The organism is Ancrocorticia sp. (genome assembly GCF_052089425.1).
Taxonomy (GTDB): Bacteria; Actinomycetota; Actinomycetes; order Actinomycetales; family Actinomycetaceae; genus Ancrocorticia.
The window spans coordinates 36115-53319 of sequence record NZ_JBQCZW010000001.1 but is presented as its reverse complement, the minus strand read 5'-3'; the positions used below and the strand labels follow the sequence as shown (position 1 = coordinate 53319).

13 protein-coding genes, 1 tRNA gene and 1 pseudogene are annotated in these 17205 nt (G+C 60.2%); 9 read left to right on the top strand and 6 right to left on the bottom strand.

All coding sequences use genetic code 11. The features are described 5' to 3' along the window. Positions 1 to 25 precede the first annotated feature (25 nt). Positions 26 to 2011 carry an ATP-dependent helicase gene (locus ACTHV6_RS00230; protein ID WP_441385243.1) on the top strand — a complete coding sequence of 662 codons (1986 nt, stop codon included), beginning with the start codon at positions 26 to 28 and terminating at the stop codon, positions 2009 to 2011. Here ACTHV6_RS00230 and ACTHV6_RS00225 read toward each other — a convergent pair. Continuing rightward, positions 2008 to 3108 (bottom strand): hypothetical protein, encoded by a 1101-nt coding sequence (locus tag ACTHV6_RS00225; protein ID WP_441385242.1) that lies wholly within the window; start codon positions 3106 to 3108, stop codon positions 2008 to 2010. The genes ACTHV6_RS00230 and ACTHV6_RS00225 overlap by 4 nt on opposite strands. A 119-nt stretch (positions 3109 to 3227) precedes the next feature. After that, on the bottom strand, positions 3228 to 4694 hold the full coding sequence (locus ACTHV6_RS00220; protein ID WP_441385241.1) for a zinc-dependent metalloprotease: 1467 nt from the start codon (positions 4692 to 4694) through the stop codon (positions 3228 to 3230). 185 nt (positions 4695 to 4879) lie between these two features. Here ACTHV6_RS00220 and ACTHV6_RS00215 point away from each other — a divergent pair, with 185 nt between their 5' ends. Continuing rightward, complete coding sequence (locus ACTHV6_RS00215) at positions 4880 to 5986, top strand: YlbL family protein (RefSeq protein WP_441385240.1); 1107 nt, start codon at positions 4880 to 4882, stop codon at positions 5984 to 5986. 31 nt (positions 5987 to 6017) lie between these two features. On the opposite strand, the gene ACTHV6_RS00210 is transcribed toward ACTHV6_RS00215, so the two are convergent. Then, complete coding sequence (locus ACTHV6_RS00210) at positions 6018 to 6554, bottom strand: PPA1309 family protein (RefSeq protein WP_441385239.1); 537 nt, start codon at positions 6552 to 6554, stop codon at positions 6018 to 6020. 301 nt (positions 6555 to 6855) lie between these two features. Here ACTHV6_RS00210 and ACTHV6_RS00205 point away from each other — a divergent pair, with 301 nt between their 5' ends. The 3 genes from ACTHV6_RS00205 to ACTHV6_RS00195 all read left to right on the top strand — a co-directional run bounded on the left by ACTHV6_RS00205 (position 6856) and on the right by ACTHV6_RS00195 (position 11816). Further along, positions 6856 to 9831: a UPF0182 family membrane protein gene (locus ACTHV6_RS00205; protein WP_441385238.1), complete on the top strand. Its 2976-nt coding sequence runs from the start codon at positions 6856 to 6858 to the stop codon at positions 9829 to 9831. Between the two features lie 229 nt (positions 9832 to 10060). Beyond that, positions 10061 to 10134: transfer RNA gene (locus ACTHV6_RS00200), tRNA-Met, on the top strand. An 827-nt stretch (positions 10135 to 10961) separates the two neighbouring features. Further along, positions 10962 to 11816, top strand: coding sequence for an HAD family hydrolase (locus ACTHV6_RS00195; protein WP_441385237.1), 855 nt, complete (start codon positions 10962 to 10964; stop codon positions 11814 to 11816). An 82-nt stretch (positions 11817 to 11898) separates the two neighbouring features. Here ACTHV6_RS00195 and ACTHV6_RS00190 read toward each other — a convergent pair whose 3' ends face one another. The 3 genes from ACTHV6_RS00190 to ACTHV6_RS00180 all read right to left on the bottom strand — a co-directional run bounded on the left by ACTHV6_RS00190 (position 11899) and on the right by ACTHV6_RS00180 (position 13459). Further along, positions 11899 to 12321 (bottom strand): PadR family transcriptional regulator, encoded by a 423-nt coding sequence (locus ACTHV6_RS00190; RefSeq protein ID WP_441385236.1) that lies wholly within the window; start codon positions 12319 to 12321, stop codon positions 11899 to 11901. 464 nt (positions 12322 to 12785) lie between these two features. Then, positions 12786 to 12995 (bottom strand): helix-turn-helix domain-containing protein, encoded by a 210-nt coding sequence (locus ACTHV6_RS00185; protein ID WP_441385235.1) that lies wholly within the window; start codon positions 12993 to 12995, stop codon positions 12786 to 12788. Beyond that, a complete protein-coding gene (locus ACTHV6_RS00180) occupies positions 12995 to 13459 on the bottom strand; it encodes a DUF2975 domain-containing protein (protein WP_441385234.1) in 465 nt (154 codons plus the stop codon). The genes ACTHV6_RS00185 and ACTHV6_RS00180 overlap by 1 nt, the downstream gene beginning before the upstream one ends. 210 nt (positions 13460 to 13669) lie before the next feature. Here ACTHV6_RS00180 and ACTHV6_RS00175 point away from each other — a divergent pair. The 4 genes and pseudogenes from ACTHV6_RS00175 to ACTHV6_RS00160 all read left to right on the top strand — a co-directional run. Beyond that, positions 13670 to 14254, top strand: a pseudogene (locus ACTHV6_RS00175) (FGGY family carbohydrate kinase); the annotation flags it as partial. Positions 14255 to 14393: 139 nt separating this feature from the next. After that, on the top strand, positions 14394 to 15191 hold the full coding sequence (locus ACTHV6_RS00170) for an FGGY-family carbohydrate kinase (protein WP_441385233.1): 798 nt from the start codon (positions 14394 to 14396) through the stop codon (positions 15189 to 15191). A gap of 2 nt (positions 15192 to 15193) precedes the next feature. Beyond that, the gene (locus tag ACTHV6_RS00165) at positions 15194 to 16255 is read left to right on the top strand and encodes a 2-hydroxyacid dehydrogenase (protein WP_441385232.1); all 1062 of its coding nucleotides are present in this window, start codon (positions 15194 to 15196) and stop codon (positions 16253 to 16255) included. 241 nt (positions 16256 to 16496) lie between these two features. Beyond that, positions 16497 to 17147, top strand: a complete 651-nt coding sequence (locus ACTHV6_RS00160) for a class II aldolase/adducin family protein (protein ID WP_441385231.1) — start codon at positions 16497 to 16499, stop codon at positions 17145 to 17147. The last annotated feature ends 58 nt before the right edge of the window (positions 17148 to 17205 follow it).

Sequence of the window (17205 nt, the reverse complement as noted above, 5' to 3'; positions counted from 1 at the left end):
TGGGAGACTTGGGGGAGGAGGTTCGATGAAGGCTGAAGAATTGTTGGAGCATCTAGACCCCGAGCAGCGTGAGGTGGCTACAAGCCTCAGCGGGCCGGTGTGCGTTCGGGCTGGTGCCGGGACGGGGAAAACGCGTGCGATCACCTATCGCATCGCCTACGGTGTTCATTCCGGGGCATTCGCCCCTGGCCATGTTTTGGCCGTGACGTTCACCTCGCGTGCGGCGGGGGAGATGCGCTCGCGGTTGCGGGATCTTGACGTTGGCGGGGTATCGGCCCAAACGTTCCATGCCGCTGCGCTGCGCCAGCTTTCCTTCTTTTGGGGGACGGCCGTTGGTGGCAAGGTTCCTCCGATTGCCGAACATAAGATCGCCTTGGTTTCTCAGGCCGCCAGCCAGCTGGGGATGGGCGTGGACAAGGTGGCTATCCGTGATCTCGCCTCGGAGATTGAATGGGCGAAGGTGTCCCTCGTATCTCCGGAGAACTACGTGGAGCGCGCAGGGGCTGCCGGCCACGGGGATGTTGCCGGGCATTCTGTGCATGAGATCCCCGCACTTTTGCGGTTGTATGAAGAAGTGAAAACCGAGCGCCACGTCATCGATTTTGAGGATGTGCTGCTTCTGCTTGTCGGGATCATGCTTGATCGCCCGGATGTTGCGCGCCAGATCCGGGACCAGTACCGCCACTTTGTGGTGGACGAGTATCAGGACGTGTCCCCGCTCCAACACCGCCTCTTACAGCTGTGGATGGGGGACCGCAAAGAACTGTGCGTTGTGGGAGACGTGTCCCAAACCATCTACTCGTTTACCGGTGCGCGCTCGCACTATCTGGCCAGATTTGCCCGCGAGTTCCCGAAGGCCAAACTCATCGAATTGAACCGCGATTACCGATCTACGCCACAGATCGTCAATGCAGCAAACCTCGTCATTTCCTCCGATCAATCCGAGGGAGCCGTCAGTTTGGCATCGCAGCTGCCATCGTCCGTTCCCGTGCAGTGGAAGGAATACACGGACGATGAGGAGGAAGCCTCCGGGATTGTTGGGGAAATCCTCACCCTGAAGGAGCAGGGCATACCGCTTCAAGACATGGCGATCCTTTACCGCACCAACGCGCAGTCCGCCCAGTTCGAGGCCGCTCTGTCCAAGGCGGGCGTTGGCTATGCCATCCGGGGATCAGAACGGTTCTTTTCGCGCAGGGAAGTCCGCGAAGCCATGGTGGCGATGCGTTCGGCCGCGCGTTCGGGGATGGAAGGCGGCCTGGGCGGCAACGTTCGTGCCGTCCTACGCCAGATGGGCTGGCGCGATGAGGCTCCCGATCAGGCCGGGGCTGTGCGTGAGCGCTGGGATGCGCTGAACGCCCTGCTCTCCCTTGCGAAAGAGATGGAAACGAAGCGGGGTGCTGGAATCACTGAGTTCGTTCAAGAACTTGAGGAGCGCGCGATGATGCAGAATGCCCCGGAAATGGAAGGTGTCACGCTCTCCTCGCTGCACGCTGCAAAGGGCCTCGAATGGGAGGCCGTGTTCCTTGTGGGGATGAGCGAAGGCCTCATGCCCATTTCTCTGGCAAAGGGAGAAGAAGGGATCGCGGAAGAACGCCGCCTGCTGTATGTGGGAATTACTCGGGCCAAGCGCCACCTTCAGGTGTCCTTCGCCAAGGGCAACGGTTCGCGTGCCAACCGCAAGGTCACACGCTTCTTGAACGGCATCTGGCCCGCCCCGGAAAAGAAAGTTTCGCGCACCACCGATTACCGGCGGCGGAAAGCCCAAGCGCGCGATGAATTCCTTCGTGACCACCCAGAGGACACTGAGATGCTGGACAAGCTGGTGGCGTGGAGGGCGGCGAAGGCGGCGCAGCTGGAGCGCCCCGCCTACACGGTGTTTCACGATACGACACTGCGGGCCATCGCCGTGTCCAAGCCGGGAGGCATCCAGCAACTGGGGCGGATCAAGGGTGTTGGCTCCACCAAGTTAGAGGCTTGGGGCGAAGAGATCCTTGATGTGGTGAACAGCTAGAGCCGGTGAATGGGTGGCGGCTCAGCCACCGGACGTAGCGGGCGCTCCCGGTGAGAATGGGGGCGCTTCGCGGGCGGGGGTGACGGGAGTGCACTCTCCAGCGCGCCAACCATCGCGGCATACGATGCACAGCCGCAGCGCGGGTGAGGACCTGCCGATGATAGGTGCGGGAAGTTCGGCAACGGGGGAACGCGCCATTGGGCATCGTGGAGCGAATTACCGTGACCATCGAAAAGCCCGAGGATTGAACGAACGGCGATGCTCGCCGCAAGATCGCGTGTTTCGCTAGTTGGGGCCAGCTTGGTGATGGCGTGGGCTTGGGCGGCCAGCAGGTTCCACGCTTCGTCACCGTCCACATGGTATTCGTACAGGCAGTTCGCGCACGTGGAATGATGCGGCTCCACAAGCGGGCCCACACACGTATCCACTTCTTCTGTCCATACGAGCAGGTGGGGGACCGATTCCTCCATCCAACGCGCAGTGGTTGTGGGGAACACCAGCCGTGAACCACTCACCACAGCGAGATCCGGGTGATCGCTATCGAGTACCCCGACCTGTGGGGAGAGCTGGCGTAGCAGCGTTGTCATCGCCTGAGCGCGTGCGATGCCGTCCCAACGCGGCCACATCAGTGGATGATCGCCATGTTGCACAGGCCTGCGATCGTCAAAGCTCAACTGGTTGATGCCGCTTTCCGCTAGCTTGAGGGCAATCGTCGTGCTCAGAGAGTCCAAGCTATCGAAGTGGACGTGCTTGGTGGCACGCGTGTTGGATTCGCTGCTGCCCGGTTCACGACTGCCCGGCACGCGGGCGGCGGGCACGCGGCTTGCCGCCTCACGCGACCTAGGAACATCGGATCCTTCGAGAAGGCCAGCTCGCCCCAACGTTGTGAGAATTTCGGTCAGGCGCGATGAGCTCAGCCCATGTTCGCGCGCTACCGGATCTAACTCAGCCTGCGCCCATTCTTTTGTCAGAAGCGAAACGAATTCCTGCTCTGAACGCGATAGGCCTTCGACGATCGCCCCGACCCGAGGGTCCAAGCCCACCTGAATCGTGTCCTGATCGCGCCAATAGACGCCCAACCCGGGAAGAATCTTCATATGGTGGCCTCCACATCATCCTGTGATGATCTGAAGGGTAGGCGGCCACAGATAGTCCGCGCCTAGCCTGTCCCCAGCTGTGCATGGGGCGTGCGGGCGGTTCCGGCGTGTGCTAGGCGCTAGATCGTGGGCTGCGGAGGTTCGCTGGGCCCGTTGGGCCCGTCGTCATCCGGGCTACCCGAGCCCTCTGGACTACCGGGCCTGCCATCGCCTTTTTCTTCCCCGTATGCCGGCTCATGCGGCGCCTCCGAATCGTTTCCGCCAAGGAGCGATTCAAGGAAAGCATCCAGTTCGGCTTCCACATCCGTTGGCTCGGATTCCTCGAAGAAGGACTGAGGATTCTCCAAGTTATCAGCGGTGGGAAGAAGATCGGGGTGAGACCACAGATGATCGCGGCCCTCAACACCCAAGCGCTCTAGAGCCATCCGCCAGAAGGCGGCGGCCTCGCGCACCTTGCGGGGCTTCAGGTCAAGTCCCACCAGCTGGCCGAACACTAGGTTGACAGGCGAGTTCGTGGCGCTGCGCCGGGAGAACATTTCATCTAACGGGACAGCGTGGGGGAGCTGGGCGGCAACGGCCTGAGCGGAAACGGTGCTCACCCAAGCCTCAACCAGTGAAAGCAGATGCTCCAAGCGTGCCAGTGAGGCCTCCTGAGCATCCGTATCGCTCGGGGCAAATACGGCGCCGAGATCCAGATTCTGCATCTCCTCGGGATTCATGCTCATCCCGCGCACTTGCTCTTCGATGGAATCCGTATCGATTTCGATTTCGCGGGCGTAGGCCTCAACGGAGTCCAACACTTGGCGCCGCAGCCACGGTAGGCGTGAATACAGCCGGGCTGCTGCTTGCTCGCGCACCGCGGCGAACAGGATCACTTCATCGTCCTCGGCATCAAGATCCGCGGCAAATTCGGCGATGTTGGAGGGGACCAATGCGGCCGTTTCGCCTTCAACTAGTGGCAGGCCAGCATCGGATGTGCCAAACGAACTGGTGGCAAGTTCGGCCAATCCCGCACCAAACTGCATGCCCAAAACGGACGCGATCATGGATTCCATCATCTGCTCGGGGTTGCCGCCCATGATGTTCTTTAGCTCGTCAGGTGCGTGTTCCATCTGCTCCACCATGGTGGAAACGAACGCGCGCGAGAGGTTCGCACCCACTGGCTCAACGAGGCGCCGGAAGGTGGGAAGGGTGTGTGCCAGCCAGTCCAGCCTGCTCCACGCTTGGCTTGGCCCGCCACACGGATCAACGTTCGTGGCAGGATCCAGCCACAGATTCGCGGTTTGCAGGCTTGTGCGTGCGCGATCCCCTTCAGAGGAGGAGAGAGAATCGGAATGGTTGCGCTGAATGGTTTCGCGGGCAACCTGTTCGGCAATCTTCCAGTTGATGGGGCCTTCGCCAGAGGAACCGAGCATGGCTCGAACCTGCGAGACAACTTGGTTGAAGTTCGCGGGGTTCATCATCTGTTGCATTTGTGGGCCAGGATCGATGCCCTGACTGCGCATTTGACCAAGGATCTGTTCCGCAGCTTCATCGCCTAGGACAGCCCGGAGCATCTGCTCCCACTGGTCTGGGTTCTCGCTCATGCGGCCTCCTTCATCTCCGGCCTCTAGCCTACTGGTCTTGTCCGCGATCGTGCATCCGCTACGCCGAGGGCGTGATGTACCCGGGACAGCACGAGGGGCAGCACGAGGGGCACCCGTGACACACCCCGCCGCGCCAACCCCGCCGCGCTCTGGTGAATCCCAGCCGGGTGGGGCATGATGGCACCGTGCTTAAAAGACGTAACCTCTACGTTTCGGGAGGAATCTTCGGATTGGCCGCGTGCGTGTCCCTCGCGATGCCCGGATCTTTCCTCATCCAACAGGCTGGCCCTGCCCTTGACGTGACCGGAGATATTGACGGGGTTGAACTCGTGACCATCGATGGGTCGCAAACCTACCCGTCGGACACCTCGCTGTATATGACCACCGTCAGTGCCTACGGAAACGCAGATTTTGGAGTCTCGGGCGCCCAGGCGTTGGGAGCCCTCGCAGTGCCCGAACATGAGCTGCTCCCGGTCCGGGCCCTGTATGGCGAAGAAGAGTCCGCCGATGAGGTGGATGAGCGCAACGCTCAAATGATGACCAGTTCGCAGGATTCGGGAACCGTGGCGGGCCTGGAAGCTGCCGGTCTGCAGGTTCCGATGACCTTGATTGTTGCCGGCGCGGATGAAGGCTCGGGCGCCTACGGCAAGCTTGAAGAAAACGACGTTCTCACCAGCATCACCGCCGATGGGACGAAGACGGAGATTTCCACATTCTCGGACCTATCCGCCGTGCTTGGAGAACTGCCAGCCGGTCAGGACGTCACGATCGGGTTCACCCGCGACGGCACCGCGATGGATACCACCTTCCCCACTCAGGCCTTTGAGACGGATAACACCGGCTGGGACCAGCCGGGTTCGCGGCTGGGCGTGTACCTGACCCCCACCGATCTGGATTTCCCTCTTGAGGTGACCTACGGCGTGGAGAACATTGGCGGTCCATCCGCCGGGACGATGTTTGCGCTCGCGATCTATGACGAACTGACCGAAGGCTCCCTCGGGGCAGATGCGAAGATCGCCGGCACCGGCACCATGTCCTATGCCGGAGAGGTTGGCCCGATTGGCGGTATCCGCCACAAGCTCGTGGGCGCTAGGAGTGAAGGGGCAGAGTATTTCCTTGCCCCGGCCACGAACTGTTCGGAAACCGTTGGTTTCGAGCCGGATGGGATGCAGGTCTTTTCCATCCGCACGTTGGACGATGCGATCGCGGCCACGGAGGCCATCGGTTCGGGGGATACGAGTTCGCTCACCACGTGTGAGCAGGTTGCGGACGATTCCCCGGAGAGTGATTAGGGACGACGACGGCGCCCCGCCGGGCCTCCCGCTACTCGAAGGTGCGGCGCAGCGCTTCCACAAGCTCGGGAACCAGATCGGTTGAGCTCAGCACCGAATCGTCCGCATCGAACGATTTCATGCGTAGGCAACACCACGCCTCACCTGTGCGCATGGCGCCAACGGCCATCCGGACGTCCTCGCGGCGTTCATCCGTGGCCAGAAACTTCTCCGCCTCGGCAGGATCTGTCGGGATATCGGCCTCCGCCTCTGGGGGCAGGGTAATGCGTTCGCATGTGACGGCTGCTCCGGCCACACCTTCCGGCCATGCCAGTTGATCCAGCAGACCCTCAACAGAATCCGCCGGTGGGAGCTCTTCCTGCTCTACTGAGAACAGGGATTCGTCACTTTCGGCTGCATTGAGTGAAACGTCCGCTGGTAGTTCCTCTGCCAGCTCGGGGTGGTCAGCCAGAGCCTCGGCGCTGCGAATGAGGGCAAAAACGCGAATTGGGCCGTCCCAGCCGTATCCGGACACGTAGCGTTCAATCTCTTGGACTGCTTCTTTGATGGATTCTTGGCGTGTACTCACCGCCTCATCTTCTCATGGTTGGGGGCTGCGGTGCGCCGTCGTCGTCGTTCCTCCATATCTCACAAACCACGAACTTGCCCTACCAAACCGCGCAATTTCACCATAAATTGGCGAACTAACGGGAATCCTCTGTCCACCTGCCTGTGAATTAGACGCTGCGTCCGCTAAGTTTGTATATGGTGGCGCAGGATCTGTGCCCTGTAAGTTACGACACCAATGAGGTAACGGCTTGTCTACATCTACTGCGCCCAGTCCGCGCCGCTCACCAAGGTCGGGGGGCCCAAGCTCCGGTTTCGGAAGCGTGTTCATCCCCACGCTGATCGTGCTGGCGGTACTTTTGTTCGCCATCGTGATCTTCTCCAACGTGTGGACGGAGGTGAAATGGTATGACGAGCTAGACGCTGTTCGCGTGTTCTGGACCCAATGGGGTTGGGCACTGGCGCTCGGCGTTATTGGCACCCTTGTTGTGGGGCTTGTCGTTTACCTCAATTTGAGGCTTGCGCGTCCGAAGGCGGACAGCGAGCAGGATGACAGTGCCAGTATTGATGGAGCTAACCGCTACCGCGATCAGATCAGCAGCCATCCGTGGCTGACGCTGTTCGTGGTGCCGCTAATCGCTGGCGTGATCTTCGGAGCCCCGCTTTCTGGGGAATGGCGCACCTACGTCATGTGGCTGTTCCGCACCCCGTTCTCTGAGGTAGATCCGCAGTTCGGGCACGATGTGTCCTTCTACGTGTTCTCGTTGCCGGTTTTGCAGTCCCTGCTTTCGCTTGCCACAACCCTCATCGTCTTGAGCCTCATCGCGGCCGTTGGTATGCATTACCTGTACGGAGGAATCGGGCAGGATAACGGGAAGCTTTCCCTCTCGCGCCGTGCGCGGATTCATTTCGGCGTTCTCGGTGCGATTGCCTCCCTGATCGTTGCCGCCTACTTCTGGCTGAGCCGCTACAACATGCTTCTGGCAGACAATGAAAAGTTTGCTGGCGCATCGTTTACGGATATTAACGCCTCGCTCCCTGGCCGTATGGTCTTGGCTATCGCGGCGCTCTTGGTTGGCGTGCTGTTTATTCTGGCTGCAGTCAAGGGCCTATGGAAGTTGGCCGGAACGGGAATCGCCGTTGGCGTAGTGACCATGCTGGTTGTCTCTTGGGCCTACCCCGCGTTGGTCCAGAACTTCCAGGTCACACCGAACGCCGTGGAGAAGGAATCTCCCTACATTCAGCGCAACATTGACGCCACGCTGGCTGCCTACGATCTTGACGATATCGAGACCACCACCTACTCGGCGCGCACGGATGCCGAAGAGGGGCAGCTGCAGGAGGACGCTCAAGCAACAGCGCAGATCCGCCTGCTCGATCCCACGATCGTTTCGCCCACATTCAATCAGCTGCAGCAGAACCGCCAGTACTACCAGTTCAACGATCAGCTATCCGTTGATCGCTACAACATTGACGATGAAGATCGCGACACGGTGATTGCCGTTCGCGAGCTGAACCTGACGGGCTTGGACGATTCGCAGCGCACGTGGGTTAACGACCATACGGTCTACACCCACGGTTACGGCGTGGCAGCTGCCTACGGCAACACATCTACAACACGTGGCGCTCCGCAGTTCTTCCAATACGGCATTCCGTCCACTGGGGAACTCGGGGATTATGAGCCGCGCGTGTACTTCGGCCAGAATCTGCCAGAGTATTCGATCGTTGGCGCTCCCGATGACATAGATCCGTGGGAGATTGACTACCCGGATGATGACGCGCCCAACGGCGTTGTGTACACCACCTATGACGGCAATGGTGGCCCGTCCATCTCCAACGCCTTCGAGAAGCTGATGTTCTCCATCAAGTTCCGTTCCACGGATATGTTCTTCTCCGACCGTGTGACAGACGAATCGCAGATTCTCTATGATCGCGATCCTCAGGAGCGCGTGTCCAAGGTTGCTCCCTATCTGACAGTGGACTCCAAGGCGTACCCCGCCGTGGTGGACACGGATGAGAATGACGAAACTCCGAAGCGCCTTGTGTGGATCGTGGACGCATACACCACCTCCAACAACTACCCGTATTCGGCCCGCGCCTCTTTGGAGAGTGCAACAACCGATTCGATGACCAGTGCGACGGATGCCTACGGGCAGCCCGAAGAAGTCAATTACATGCGCAACTCCGTGAAGGCCGTTGTGGATGCCTATTCTGGTGACGTCACGCTGTATCAGTGGGACGAAGATGATCCGGTTCTGGAAGCATGGAGCAAGATCTTCCCGAACATGTTGACGCCAGTGTCCGATATGGCCGGCGATCTCATGTCTCACGTGCGTTATCCGGAGGATATGTTCAAGGTTCAGCGAACACTCCTGACCCAGTACCACGTGACAGATGCGGCCTCCTTCTATTCCGGTGGCGATTTCTGGAACGTTCCGAATGAGCCAACCGAAGGCGATTCGGCCAACCCGCAGCAGCAGCCTCCGTACTACCTGACGCTGCAGATGCCAGGACAGGACAACGCGGAGTTCTCCCTGTCCACCGCCTTCATTCCCGGTGGTACAACTCAACGAAACGTGATGACGGGCTTCTTGGCTGCCGATGCGAATGCCGGTAACGAGCCCGGAAAGGTACGTGATGGCTACGGCAAGCTGAGATTGCTGGAGCTGCCGCGAGATCTCACGGTTCCAGGGCCCGGTCAGGCACAGAACAACTTCCTGACTGATTCCACAGTGTCGCGAGAACTCAACCTTCTGCGGCAGGGCGGAACCGACGTTCGGATGGGTAACCTGCTGACGCTTCCCGTTGGCGGCGGCCTCCTGTACGTCCAGCCCGTCTACGTGGCGGCGTCCTCGGGTACCACATACCCGCTGCTGCAGTACGTGCTGACCTCCTTCGGTGACGGCAACCCGATTGGATTCGGGTCCACGCTGGAAGAAGCCCTTGATCAGACCTTCGGCGGCGATTCCGGTGCCGAAGCTGGCGATGCCGATGTATCAGGGCAGAAGGAAGACGTTACGGAGGGTGAGGCTCCCGACGATGAGGCGACCGGTGAACCCACCGAGGCACCTAGCGAGGAGCCTACGGCCGAGCCCACCGAGGAACCCACTGGCGGTTCCGCTGGCGATGCCCAGCAGCGCCTTGACGATGCACTAGCGAAGGCCGGCGAGGCCATCCAGACCTCGAACGACGCCATGGCTAGCGGCGATTGGGCCGCCTACGGCCAAGCCCAAGAGGATCTTGAGGCCGCCATCGCTGACGCCATTGACGCCAAGGAAGAGCTGGAAGGCAACGGTTAAACATAGCTGTCAGTAGCTGAGGAAGGGCTTGATCCTGCGGGGTTGGGCCCTTCCTTTCTATACGGGGTGTTGTGTTTGGCTGAATATCGGGAAGCCTTGACTGCCTGAGAAATTGAGTGTTGGCGCGGCAGCAACCTTCCTCTGGAGGAGGGGAGGCTCGCCGTGTGAGAAGAGGCACGGGAGCTGGGGTTGCCGGTGGGCGCAGGGGTTTGTAGACTAGACAAGCCGACGCGGGGTGGAGCAGTTCGGTAGCTCGCCGGGCTCATAACCCGGAGGTCGTTAGTTCAAATCTAGCCCCCGCCACTGATAAATGGCCCGGTTCCAAGGAAAAGTCCTAGGAACCGGGCCATTGCTCTGTCTACTGGCGCGCTGTGCTGGGTTAAAGGTCAAAACGGGCAATAGGCCATAACGTGGTGTTTTTGGCGGCGTGTTGTGGGGTTATTGTGGGCGTCCGGCCCATCCTTTTCTGGTCCAGAGGCCATCTTCAGCGGTAGCCTGTACCTGATTTCTCGGGCGAGTGAGTCAGTTCCGCGAGAGTGGGTGAGTGTCGTGAGAGTTGGTGTTTTACGACATCTCTGGTGGCTTTGACCATCTTTGGAGGGATTCGCTCACTCTCGCCGCTCTCGCCAGTCCATTCTCGCCCACTCACTCTCGCTTGGTGGCTCTCGCTCGTTCATTCACTCATGCGTGGCCTCGACGGTTGTTAGGCTGTGCAGCGAGGGTTCGAACACCACGCTAACTCTGCCCGCAAAAACTAACTCTCGTGGGCAGCCAATCGAACGATTATGGCTAGGGCCCACAAGGGCGCCATGTGATACGCTCCAAGGTTACGTTTTCGACGATATAGATGTGACGTTAACGATACGGAAGGGGCGGAGCGCAGCACCATGGTCGATATGAGAGACGGCACTGACTGGGACGCCGTGGCTGAGAAGTTTGAGAAGGAACAGTACGAGTGGGATCGACCAAGAGGACGCATCATTTATGGAAGGCAAGCCCGGGAATACACACGCGTCCTGTTCGAACTGTACGGGTGGCCCGAGAGAGGGGATCGAGAAGCCTGACTCGGCTGTGTTCCGTCGAGCGCATAGGATGGTGCCACTGATACCTGCCAACTGTGAAGGAATGCGGTGAACTCTTTGTCCGCCCAGAAGGATCGCCTGAATTTGCTAAACCGGAGTAGTGAAGAGACGGCCGTGAAATTCGTGTTCCTAGACTTTGACGGAACGTATGCCGAGGACGGGCACGTTCCCGCGGAGCACGTTGCCGCCGTCGGGGCCGCCCAACGCAATGGACACAAGGTGTTCCTGTGCACCGGGCGTCCGCTGAGCGGGCTGGGCCCGCGTGCACTTCAGGCCAATTTTGACGGGCTGGTCTGCGCCGCTGGTGGTTACGTCCAGATTGGCGGGACAGTGCTGCGCGATCAGCGTTACTCGGAGGCTCTGACTCGCCGGGCACTCGAGGTGTTGGACCGCTACGAGGGGGTCTACATTCTGGAGCACCCCGAGTATGTCTGTTGCACAGCGAGTGGTGAAGCACGGCTGCGCGAGCTGTTCAGGACGCATACCGATATGCTCGATAGGCTCAAGGTGGTTGATTCGCTCGCCACCGTGCGCCCGAGCAAGATTACGGTTCTGTTCTCAGACCGTCCCATCCGCGAGGTCGCCGCGGAAATTGGCCCCGAGGTGAGGGCCATGCCGGGATCCGTGGAGGATCTCGGGACCGTTTCTGGCGAACTCCAGCTGAGCGTGGTGGACAAGTTTGGCGGCATTGAGGCGGTGCTCGCGCACATCGGAGCTAGTCCCGAGGCGGTTGTTGCGTGCGGAGATGGCCTGAACGATCTGGAGATGGTCGAACGCGCCGGAACGGGCGTGGCGATTGCGGGCGGGAATCCGGACGTTATCGCCGCCGCGGATATCGTGGTGCCGGGTCCACGCGAGTTGGGGTTGGTTACGGCCTTTAGGCAGCTCGGCCTGATTGAGTAGGTAGTGAACGACGACGACGGACGCCCCCGACTCCGCATGCAGGTAGAGCCGGGGGCGTCACATCAGCCAGTGAAGCGACCGATTACTCTTCGGCCAGAATGCCGTAGATCTGGCGGCGTGCATCCTTCAGGATCTTGATCGCAGCTTCACGCTGTTTCGGTGTGCCCGAGGTGACAAGCTGAGAGACGGCCTGGGCTAGTTCGGCGCCTGCTCGTGGCAGACCGGCCGCCTTGCTCATGGCTTCGGCACTTGGCGTTTGCCATGGAGCGGCATTCTCCTTGGCTTTGGCGGCGGCAGTACTGCCTTCCTTGGTCAGGCTGTACGTCTTGCGCCCGCCAGTTTCCGAAGCGATGACGAGTCCTTCATCTGCCAGCATCTGGAGCGTGGGGTAAACGGAACCAGGGCTTGGCTTCCATGTGCCGCTGGAGCGCTCTTCGATTTCGCGGATGATCTGATACCCATGCATCTCCCCTTCGGAGAGCAGCAAGAGGATTGCTGACCGCACATCCCCGCGACCAGCTCGCGGCCCTCCGCGGCCACGGCCATGAGGGCCATGCGGATGCCGGCCGTGTGGGCCGCCATGGGGACCGTGAGGGCCTCGGGGGCCACGAGGCCGGAACGTGTCGCGTATTGCATCGAATGCCTCCCACAGATCGGCATCCTCAGGAGAGGGGGCCGAAGGTGCGGACGGAGGTGGAGGCGGCGGAGTGGGCGCTGACGCGGGCGACGCAGCCGAAGGAGGGGGCGGCGGAGGCGTAGGCGCGGAGGGTGCGGGCCCGGATGGGCTGAATGCATCGGGATTAAAAGTGTTATCGGGATCTGGTAATGCCATGGTGGCACCTCCTATGATGGATGTGAAAGCAGTGGATGTAACGGTCGTGCTGCTTTCACGCGGTTGTTACCGGTGTATCGCTAACGATACTTAACGATACATCGGTAACTATCGGCTGTAAAGGATGTGCTGGCGCATTACTCGTCAGGCTCGTAGCGCAGGATATCGGCCGGTGTGCATGCCAGCTCTCTGCAGAGTGCATCCAGCGTGCTAAACCGAATGGCCTTGGCGCGTCCGTTCTTCAACACAGAGATGTTTGCCGGCGTGATGCCAACTCGTTCAGCCAGCTCTCCCACGCCCATCTTCCTGCGCGCCAGCATGAGATCGAGATCAACGATGATTGCCATCAGATCACCTCGTCCAACTCGCCCTGCAATGCTAATGCTTGCTCAAGCAATCCCCGCATGACGGCCATGAGTAGGCTGATGGCGATGCAGGCAATGGCGGCAAGCAATGCGCCGTAGACCAAGAGTGGCGGGCCCGGGGTGAGCGGAACTGCTGCAATGCAGGCGAGTGCCACGCCTAGGGGCGTAAGCGTCAAGACCTTCACCCATTTGAAGGATGAGGTGCTAAAGACTTGCCCTTCACGAACTCTGGTCAGAAGCGCCCAGATGGCAACGAGAAATGCGAGGATGAATGCCAGCGCTGCTTCGGCGAGGGCTAGGAGGGGGATTTTCAGGTGAGCGAATTCGGGATAGAGGGTAGCGCTATCGTTGGCCACCCACGGCATCCACCACAGGGCCGTTGCTAGCAAGATTGCGAGAAACAATCCGATCAGACACTTCAACGATGTTACAACGCCCGTTTTCATGAGGGTCCTCCGCGCTCAGTTACATTGATCTATTGAGTAACAATATATATATCGATAAACGATAGGCAAGTGGGTTGTGGGGGAGGTTTCGTCGTCGTCGAAAAAGAAGCGGAGACTATGGTTCGTGATAATCAATTGAAAAAACTACTACCATTTCTGAAATTTATGTGAATATACTTAGTCTGCACGCGGTTGTGTTTGACAAAGGAGATGAGTATGAGCGGTGAGAAGATCGTCATCGGAGTGGATGGCGGCACCACGGCGGTGAAGGCCGTGGCGTTTGACCTTTCTGGCGGGATTCTGGCTACACACCACGAATCTGTTCCAGTGAATTACGGCAAACTCGGCGAGGCCGAGCAGGACATGGAGGCGATCTGGCAGGGCGTTGCCAGCTGTTTGCGTGAGGTGAGGGCCCAGCGTCCCGATGACGATATCGTGGCAATCGGGCTAACCGGCCAAGGCGACGGTGCATGGCTGGTGGATGAGGCCGGGACTCCCGTTCGCCCTGCTGCGACGTGGCTGGATGGGCGCGCGAGCGATCGCGTGAATGAATGGACGAACCAGGGCAAGGCGGACACGGTGCTGGAGACCACCGGTACCACGATATTCGGCGGTCTGTTTCCCGTGCTGTACGAAGAGTTTGCGGCGAATGAGCCGGAGATGCTTGCTAGTGCGGCCACGCATCTGTACTGCAAGGACTGGCTGCGCTTCCGGTTGACGGGCGAACGCCTGACCGATTACACGGAGGCTTCACGTACGTTCCTCGACGTCAACACCATGGAGTACTCAAGCGCGATGGCGAACGCTCTGGGCATGCCGGACGCCCTGCGTTTGCTCCCACCGGCTGTGGGCTCGGACGCCCCGGGGTGGAACGGTGACCGAAGAGGCCACCGCCGTGACGGGAATTCCCGCTGGCACTCCCGTGGGTGTTGGCATGATCGACGTGGCCGTAACGGGCGCTGGCCTGCGTGCTGTAGAAGATGGCGAAGGCTGGCTCATTCTGGGGACAACGGGGTTTGTGGGCAAACTTCAGCCGTCCGCACAGGATCGCCAGTCCAACCTCTCGATGGTTCTGGCCACCGGCCGCGGCTCACAGGTTCTGGAATTCCTCGTGCCGATGACCGGCACTCCGAATCTCGATTGGATCCGTGACGTTCTTGGCTTCCAAGATCGGGACTGGGATGAAATCGAAGCGGATGCGCGGCAGGCACCGGCTGGTTCTGGCGGCGTTGTATACCTTCCCTATGCCTCCCCGGGTGGTGAGCGTGCGCCGTTCCTCGACACGGCGGCATCTGCTTCGTGGATGGGCATGTCCCTGACCACGCCAACCAATCAGATACTTCGCGCCGTATACGAAGGCGTGGCGTTCTCGCTCCTCGAATGCATCGACACCCTGAAAATGAGTGAGGACCTCGTGGTGTCCGGCGGCGGTTTCCGTTCCGATCTGCTGTGCAAGATTCTGGCGGATGCCACCGGCCAGCGCGTGGTGCGCCAAGAAGCGCCCGAAGCAGGGGCGCGCGGTGCTGCCGTGCTGGCGCTCGTTTCGGCTGGCGCCGCCTCCGATATTGGCGAGGCAGCTGACATGCTGAAGACCGGCATGGAGGAATTCCTTCCCAACCCGGACAACTATTCAATTTACCGGCGTACGCACGAGGTCTTTAAGGCGGCACGTAAGGCGATTCAGCCCGTGTGGCCACAGATGCGATCGTTGCGCCACGAAAGTGAGGCATAAAGATGAAGATCCTTGCAGCTGGAGACGGCTTTGTGACAACCAAGGTGCTCCAAGGTGCCATCGCTGGAGCCGATGGGCTTGGCGAGGCAGAGGTTCAGGTAGAGGCCATCCAGTCCAACTGGCCGAACGACCCATACAGCGATTTCTCCGGGGTGAAGGAAGCCTTCGGAGATGAGGATGAGCTGATTGCAGCCTTGGTTGGTGCGGACATCGCCTTTTCCCACACCTACCCGTTTTCCGAACGAGTGATCGCCTCGAGCCCTGACCTCAAGCTCATCACCATCACGCGCGGTGGCCCGGTGAACGTGGATGTTGAGGCCGCCACCCGCCACGGCGTTGTGGTGTCCAATGCTCCAGGGCGCAACGCTGTTGCCTCGGCCGAACATTCCGTGGCGATGATTATGGCGGCGGCCCGCCAGATCGCCCAACGCGATAGCGAGGTCAAGGCCGGCGATTGGCGATCGGATTACTACAACTACGATCAGGTGGGCCCGGAGATTGCTGGGTCAACCGTGGGCGTGTGCGGCTACGGAAACGTAGGCGGTAAGGTTGCGCGAGTTTTGGCCGCGATGGGTGCGCACGTGATCGTGTTTGACCCGTGGGTGGATCCTTCGGCCCTAGAGCCCGGTATGGAGCTGGCCTCGGATCTGGATTCTATGCTGGAGCGTTCGAGCATTCTCACGCTGCATCAGCGCCTGACCAAGGATACCGAGCACATGATCGGCGCAGCCCAGATTGCGAAGCTGCCCGATCAGGCGATCGTGGTGAACTGCGCTCGCGGTGGGCTGCTTGATTACGAGGCTGTGGCTGATGCGTTGGATTCCGGGCGGCTATTTGCGGCGGCGTTCGATGCGTTGGATCCCGAGCCGCTTCCTGCTGGACACCGCCTCTTCTCTACCCCGCGCGTCACGATGACTCCGCATTTGGGCGGGGCCTCCAAGCAAGCGGCGGAACTTGCCGGGCGCATTGGCGCGGCAGATATCGCCCGCTTTGTGGCGGGCGAGCGCCCCGAGCATCTTATGAACCCGGAGGTGTATGAAGCGGATAACCTGCGGGTTCGATAGCCTCGGCTTTGGCCGGTAGCGCCGGGCTTACGGTCACGCTCAGTTACGTAGTGGCGTAGGTATACACCGGCTACGGCGAGCCGCGTCACCCAATGCCCAGAAAACCGCACAAGACCAGAAGAATTCTCGAAACCAGAAGAGTTTTCGCAACCAGAAGAGTTTTCGCAACCAGAAGAATTCTCGAAACCAGAAGAAAACCCAAGAAACCTCAACAGTTTCATCTATCTCCGAAGGAGTCAGAATGCTTTACGAAGCAGAGCGCCAGCAAGTAGTCGATACGTGCCTAGAAATGGTGGCCAAGAACCTCGTAGTGGGAACGGCGGGCAATGTGTCCGTGCGCGTGGGCGATCACGTTGTTATGTCCCCATCGGCCGTCCCTTATGACACGATGACAGCCGAGGACGTTGCCGTTGTAGATATGGACGGCAACCAGCTCGAAGGCAAGTACAAGCCCTCATCGGAGTGCCCGCTGCACCTGAGCGTATACAGGGCAACCGATGCCGGCGCGATCACCCACAACCATGCCCCGGCTTCAACGGCAATGGGCCTTGTTGTAGATGAGATCCCGATCAGCCACTACTACTCCACGATGTTCGGCGGCGCCATCCGCGTGGCCCCGTACGCAACGTTTGGCACGGACGAGTTGGCTGAGAACGTGACGAATGCTCTGAACGGCCGCCTTGGCGCCCTCATGGCAAACCACGGCGCCATCACGATTGGCCCAGATCTGGCTGCCGCGCTGGATAAGCTGCCCTACCTGGAGTACATCTGCGATATCGAGCTCCGCGCCCTGTGGACCGGCCGGGCTGTCAAGCTCCTGACCGATGAACAGGTGGCCGAAGCCTCCTCAGGCATCAAGGGCTACACGGCCCACGCGGCAAACGAGGGCTAGAGGCTCACGCCTACGGTGGCTGGCGCGGCGTCAGCTGGTGCTGGTTCGTCAGCACGGT

What these genes read in the sequence shown, in the direction of transcription:
- ACTHV6_RS00180 (WP_441385234.1), bottom strand. Translation starts at nt 13,459, where the DNA reads ATGAAAACGGGCGTTGTAACATCGTTGAAGTGTCTGATCGGATTGTTT.
- ACTHV6_RS00220 (WP_441385241.1), bottom strand. Translation starts at nt 4,694, where the DNA reads ATGAGCGAGAACCCAGACCAGTGGGAGCAGATGCTCCGGGCTGTCCTA.
- ACTHV6_RS00185 (WP_441385235.1), bottom strand. Translation starts at nt 12,995, where the DNA reads ATGGCAATCATCGTTGATCTCGATCTCATGCTGGCGCGCAGGAAGATG.
- ACTHV6_RS00170 (WP_441385233.1), top strand. Translation starts at nt 14,394, where the DNA reads ATGATCGACGTGGCCGTAACGGGCGCTGGCCTGCGTGCTGTAGAAGAT.
- ACTHV6_RS00230 (WP_441385243.1), top strand. Translation starts at nt 26, where the DNA reads ATGAAGGCTGAAGAATTGTTGGAGCATCTAGACCCCGAGCAGCGTGAG.
- ACTHV6_RS00160 (WP_441385231.1), top strand. Translation starts at nt 16,497, where the DNA reads ATGCTTTACGAAGCAGAGCGCCAGCAAGTAGTCGATACGTGCCTAGAA.
- ACTHV6_RS00165 (WP_441385232.1), top strand. Translation starts at nt 15,194, where the DNA reads ATGAAGATCCTTGCAGCTGGAGACGGCTTTGTGACAACCAAGGTGCTC.
- ACTHV6_RS00225 (WP_441385242.1), bottom strand. Translation starts at nt 3,108, where the DNA reads ATGAAGATTCTTCCCGGGTTGGGCGTCTATTGGCGCGATCAGGACACG.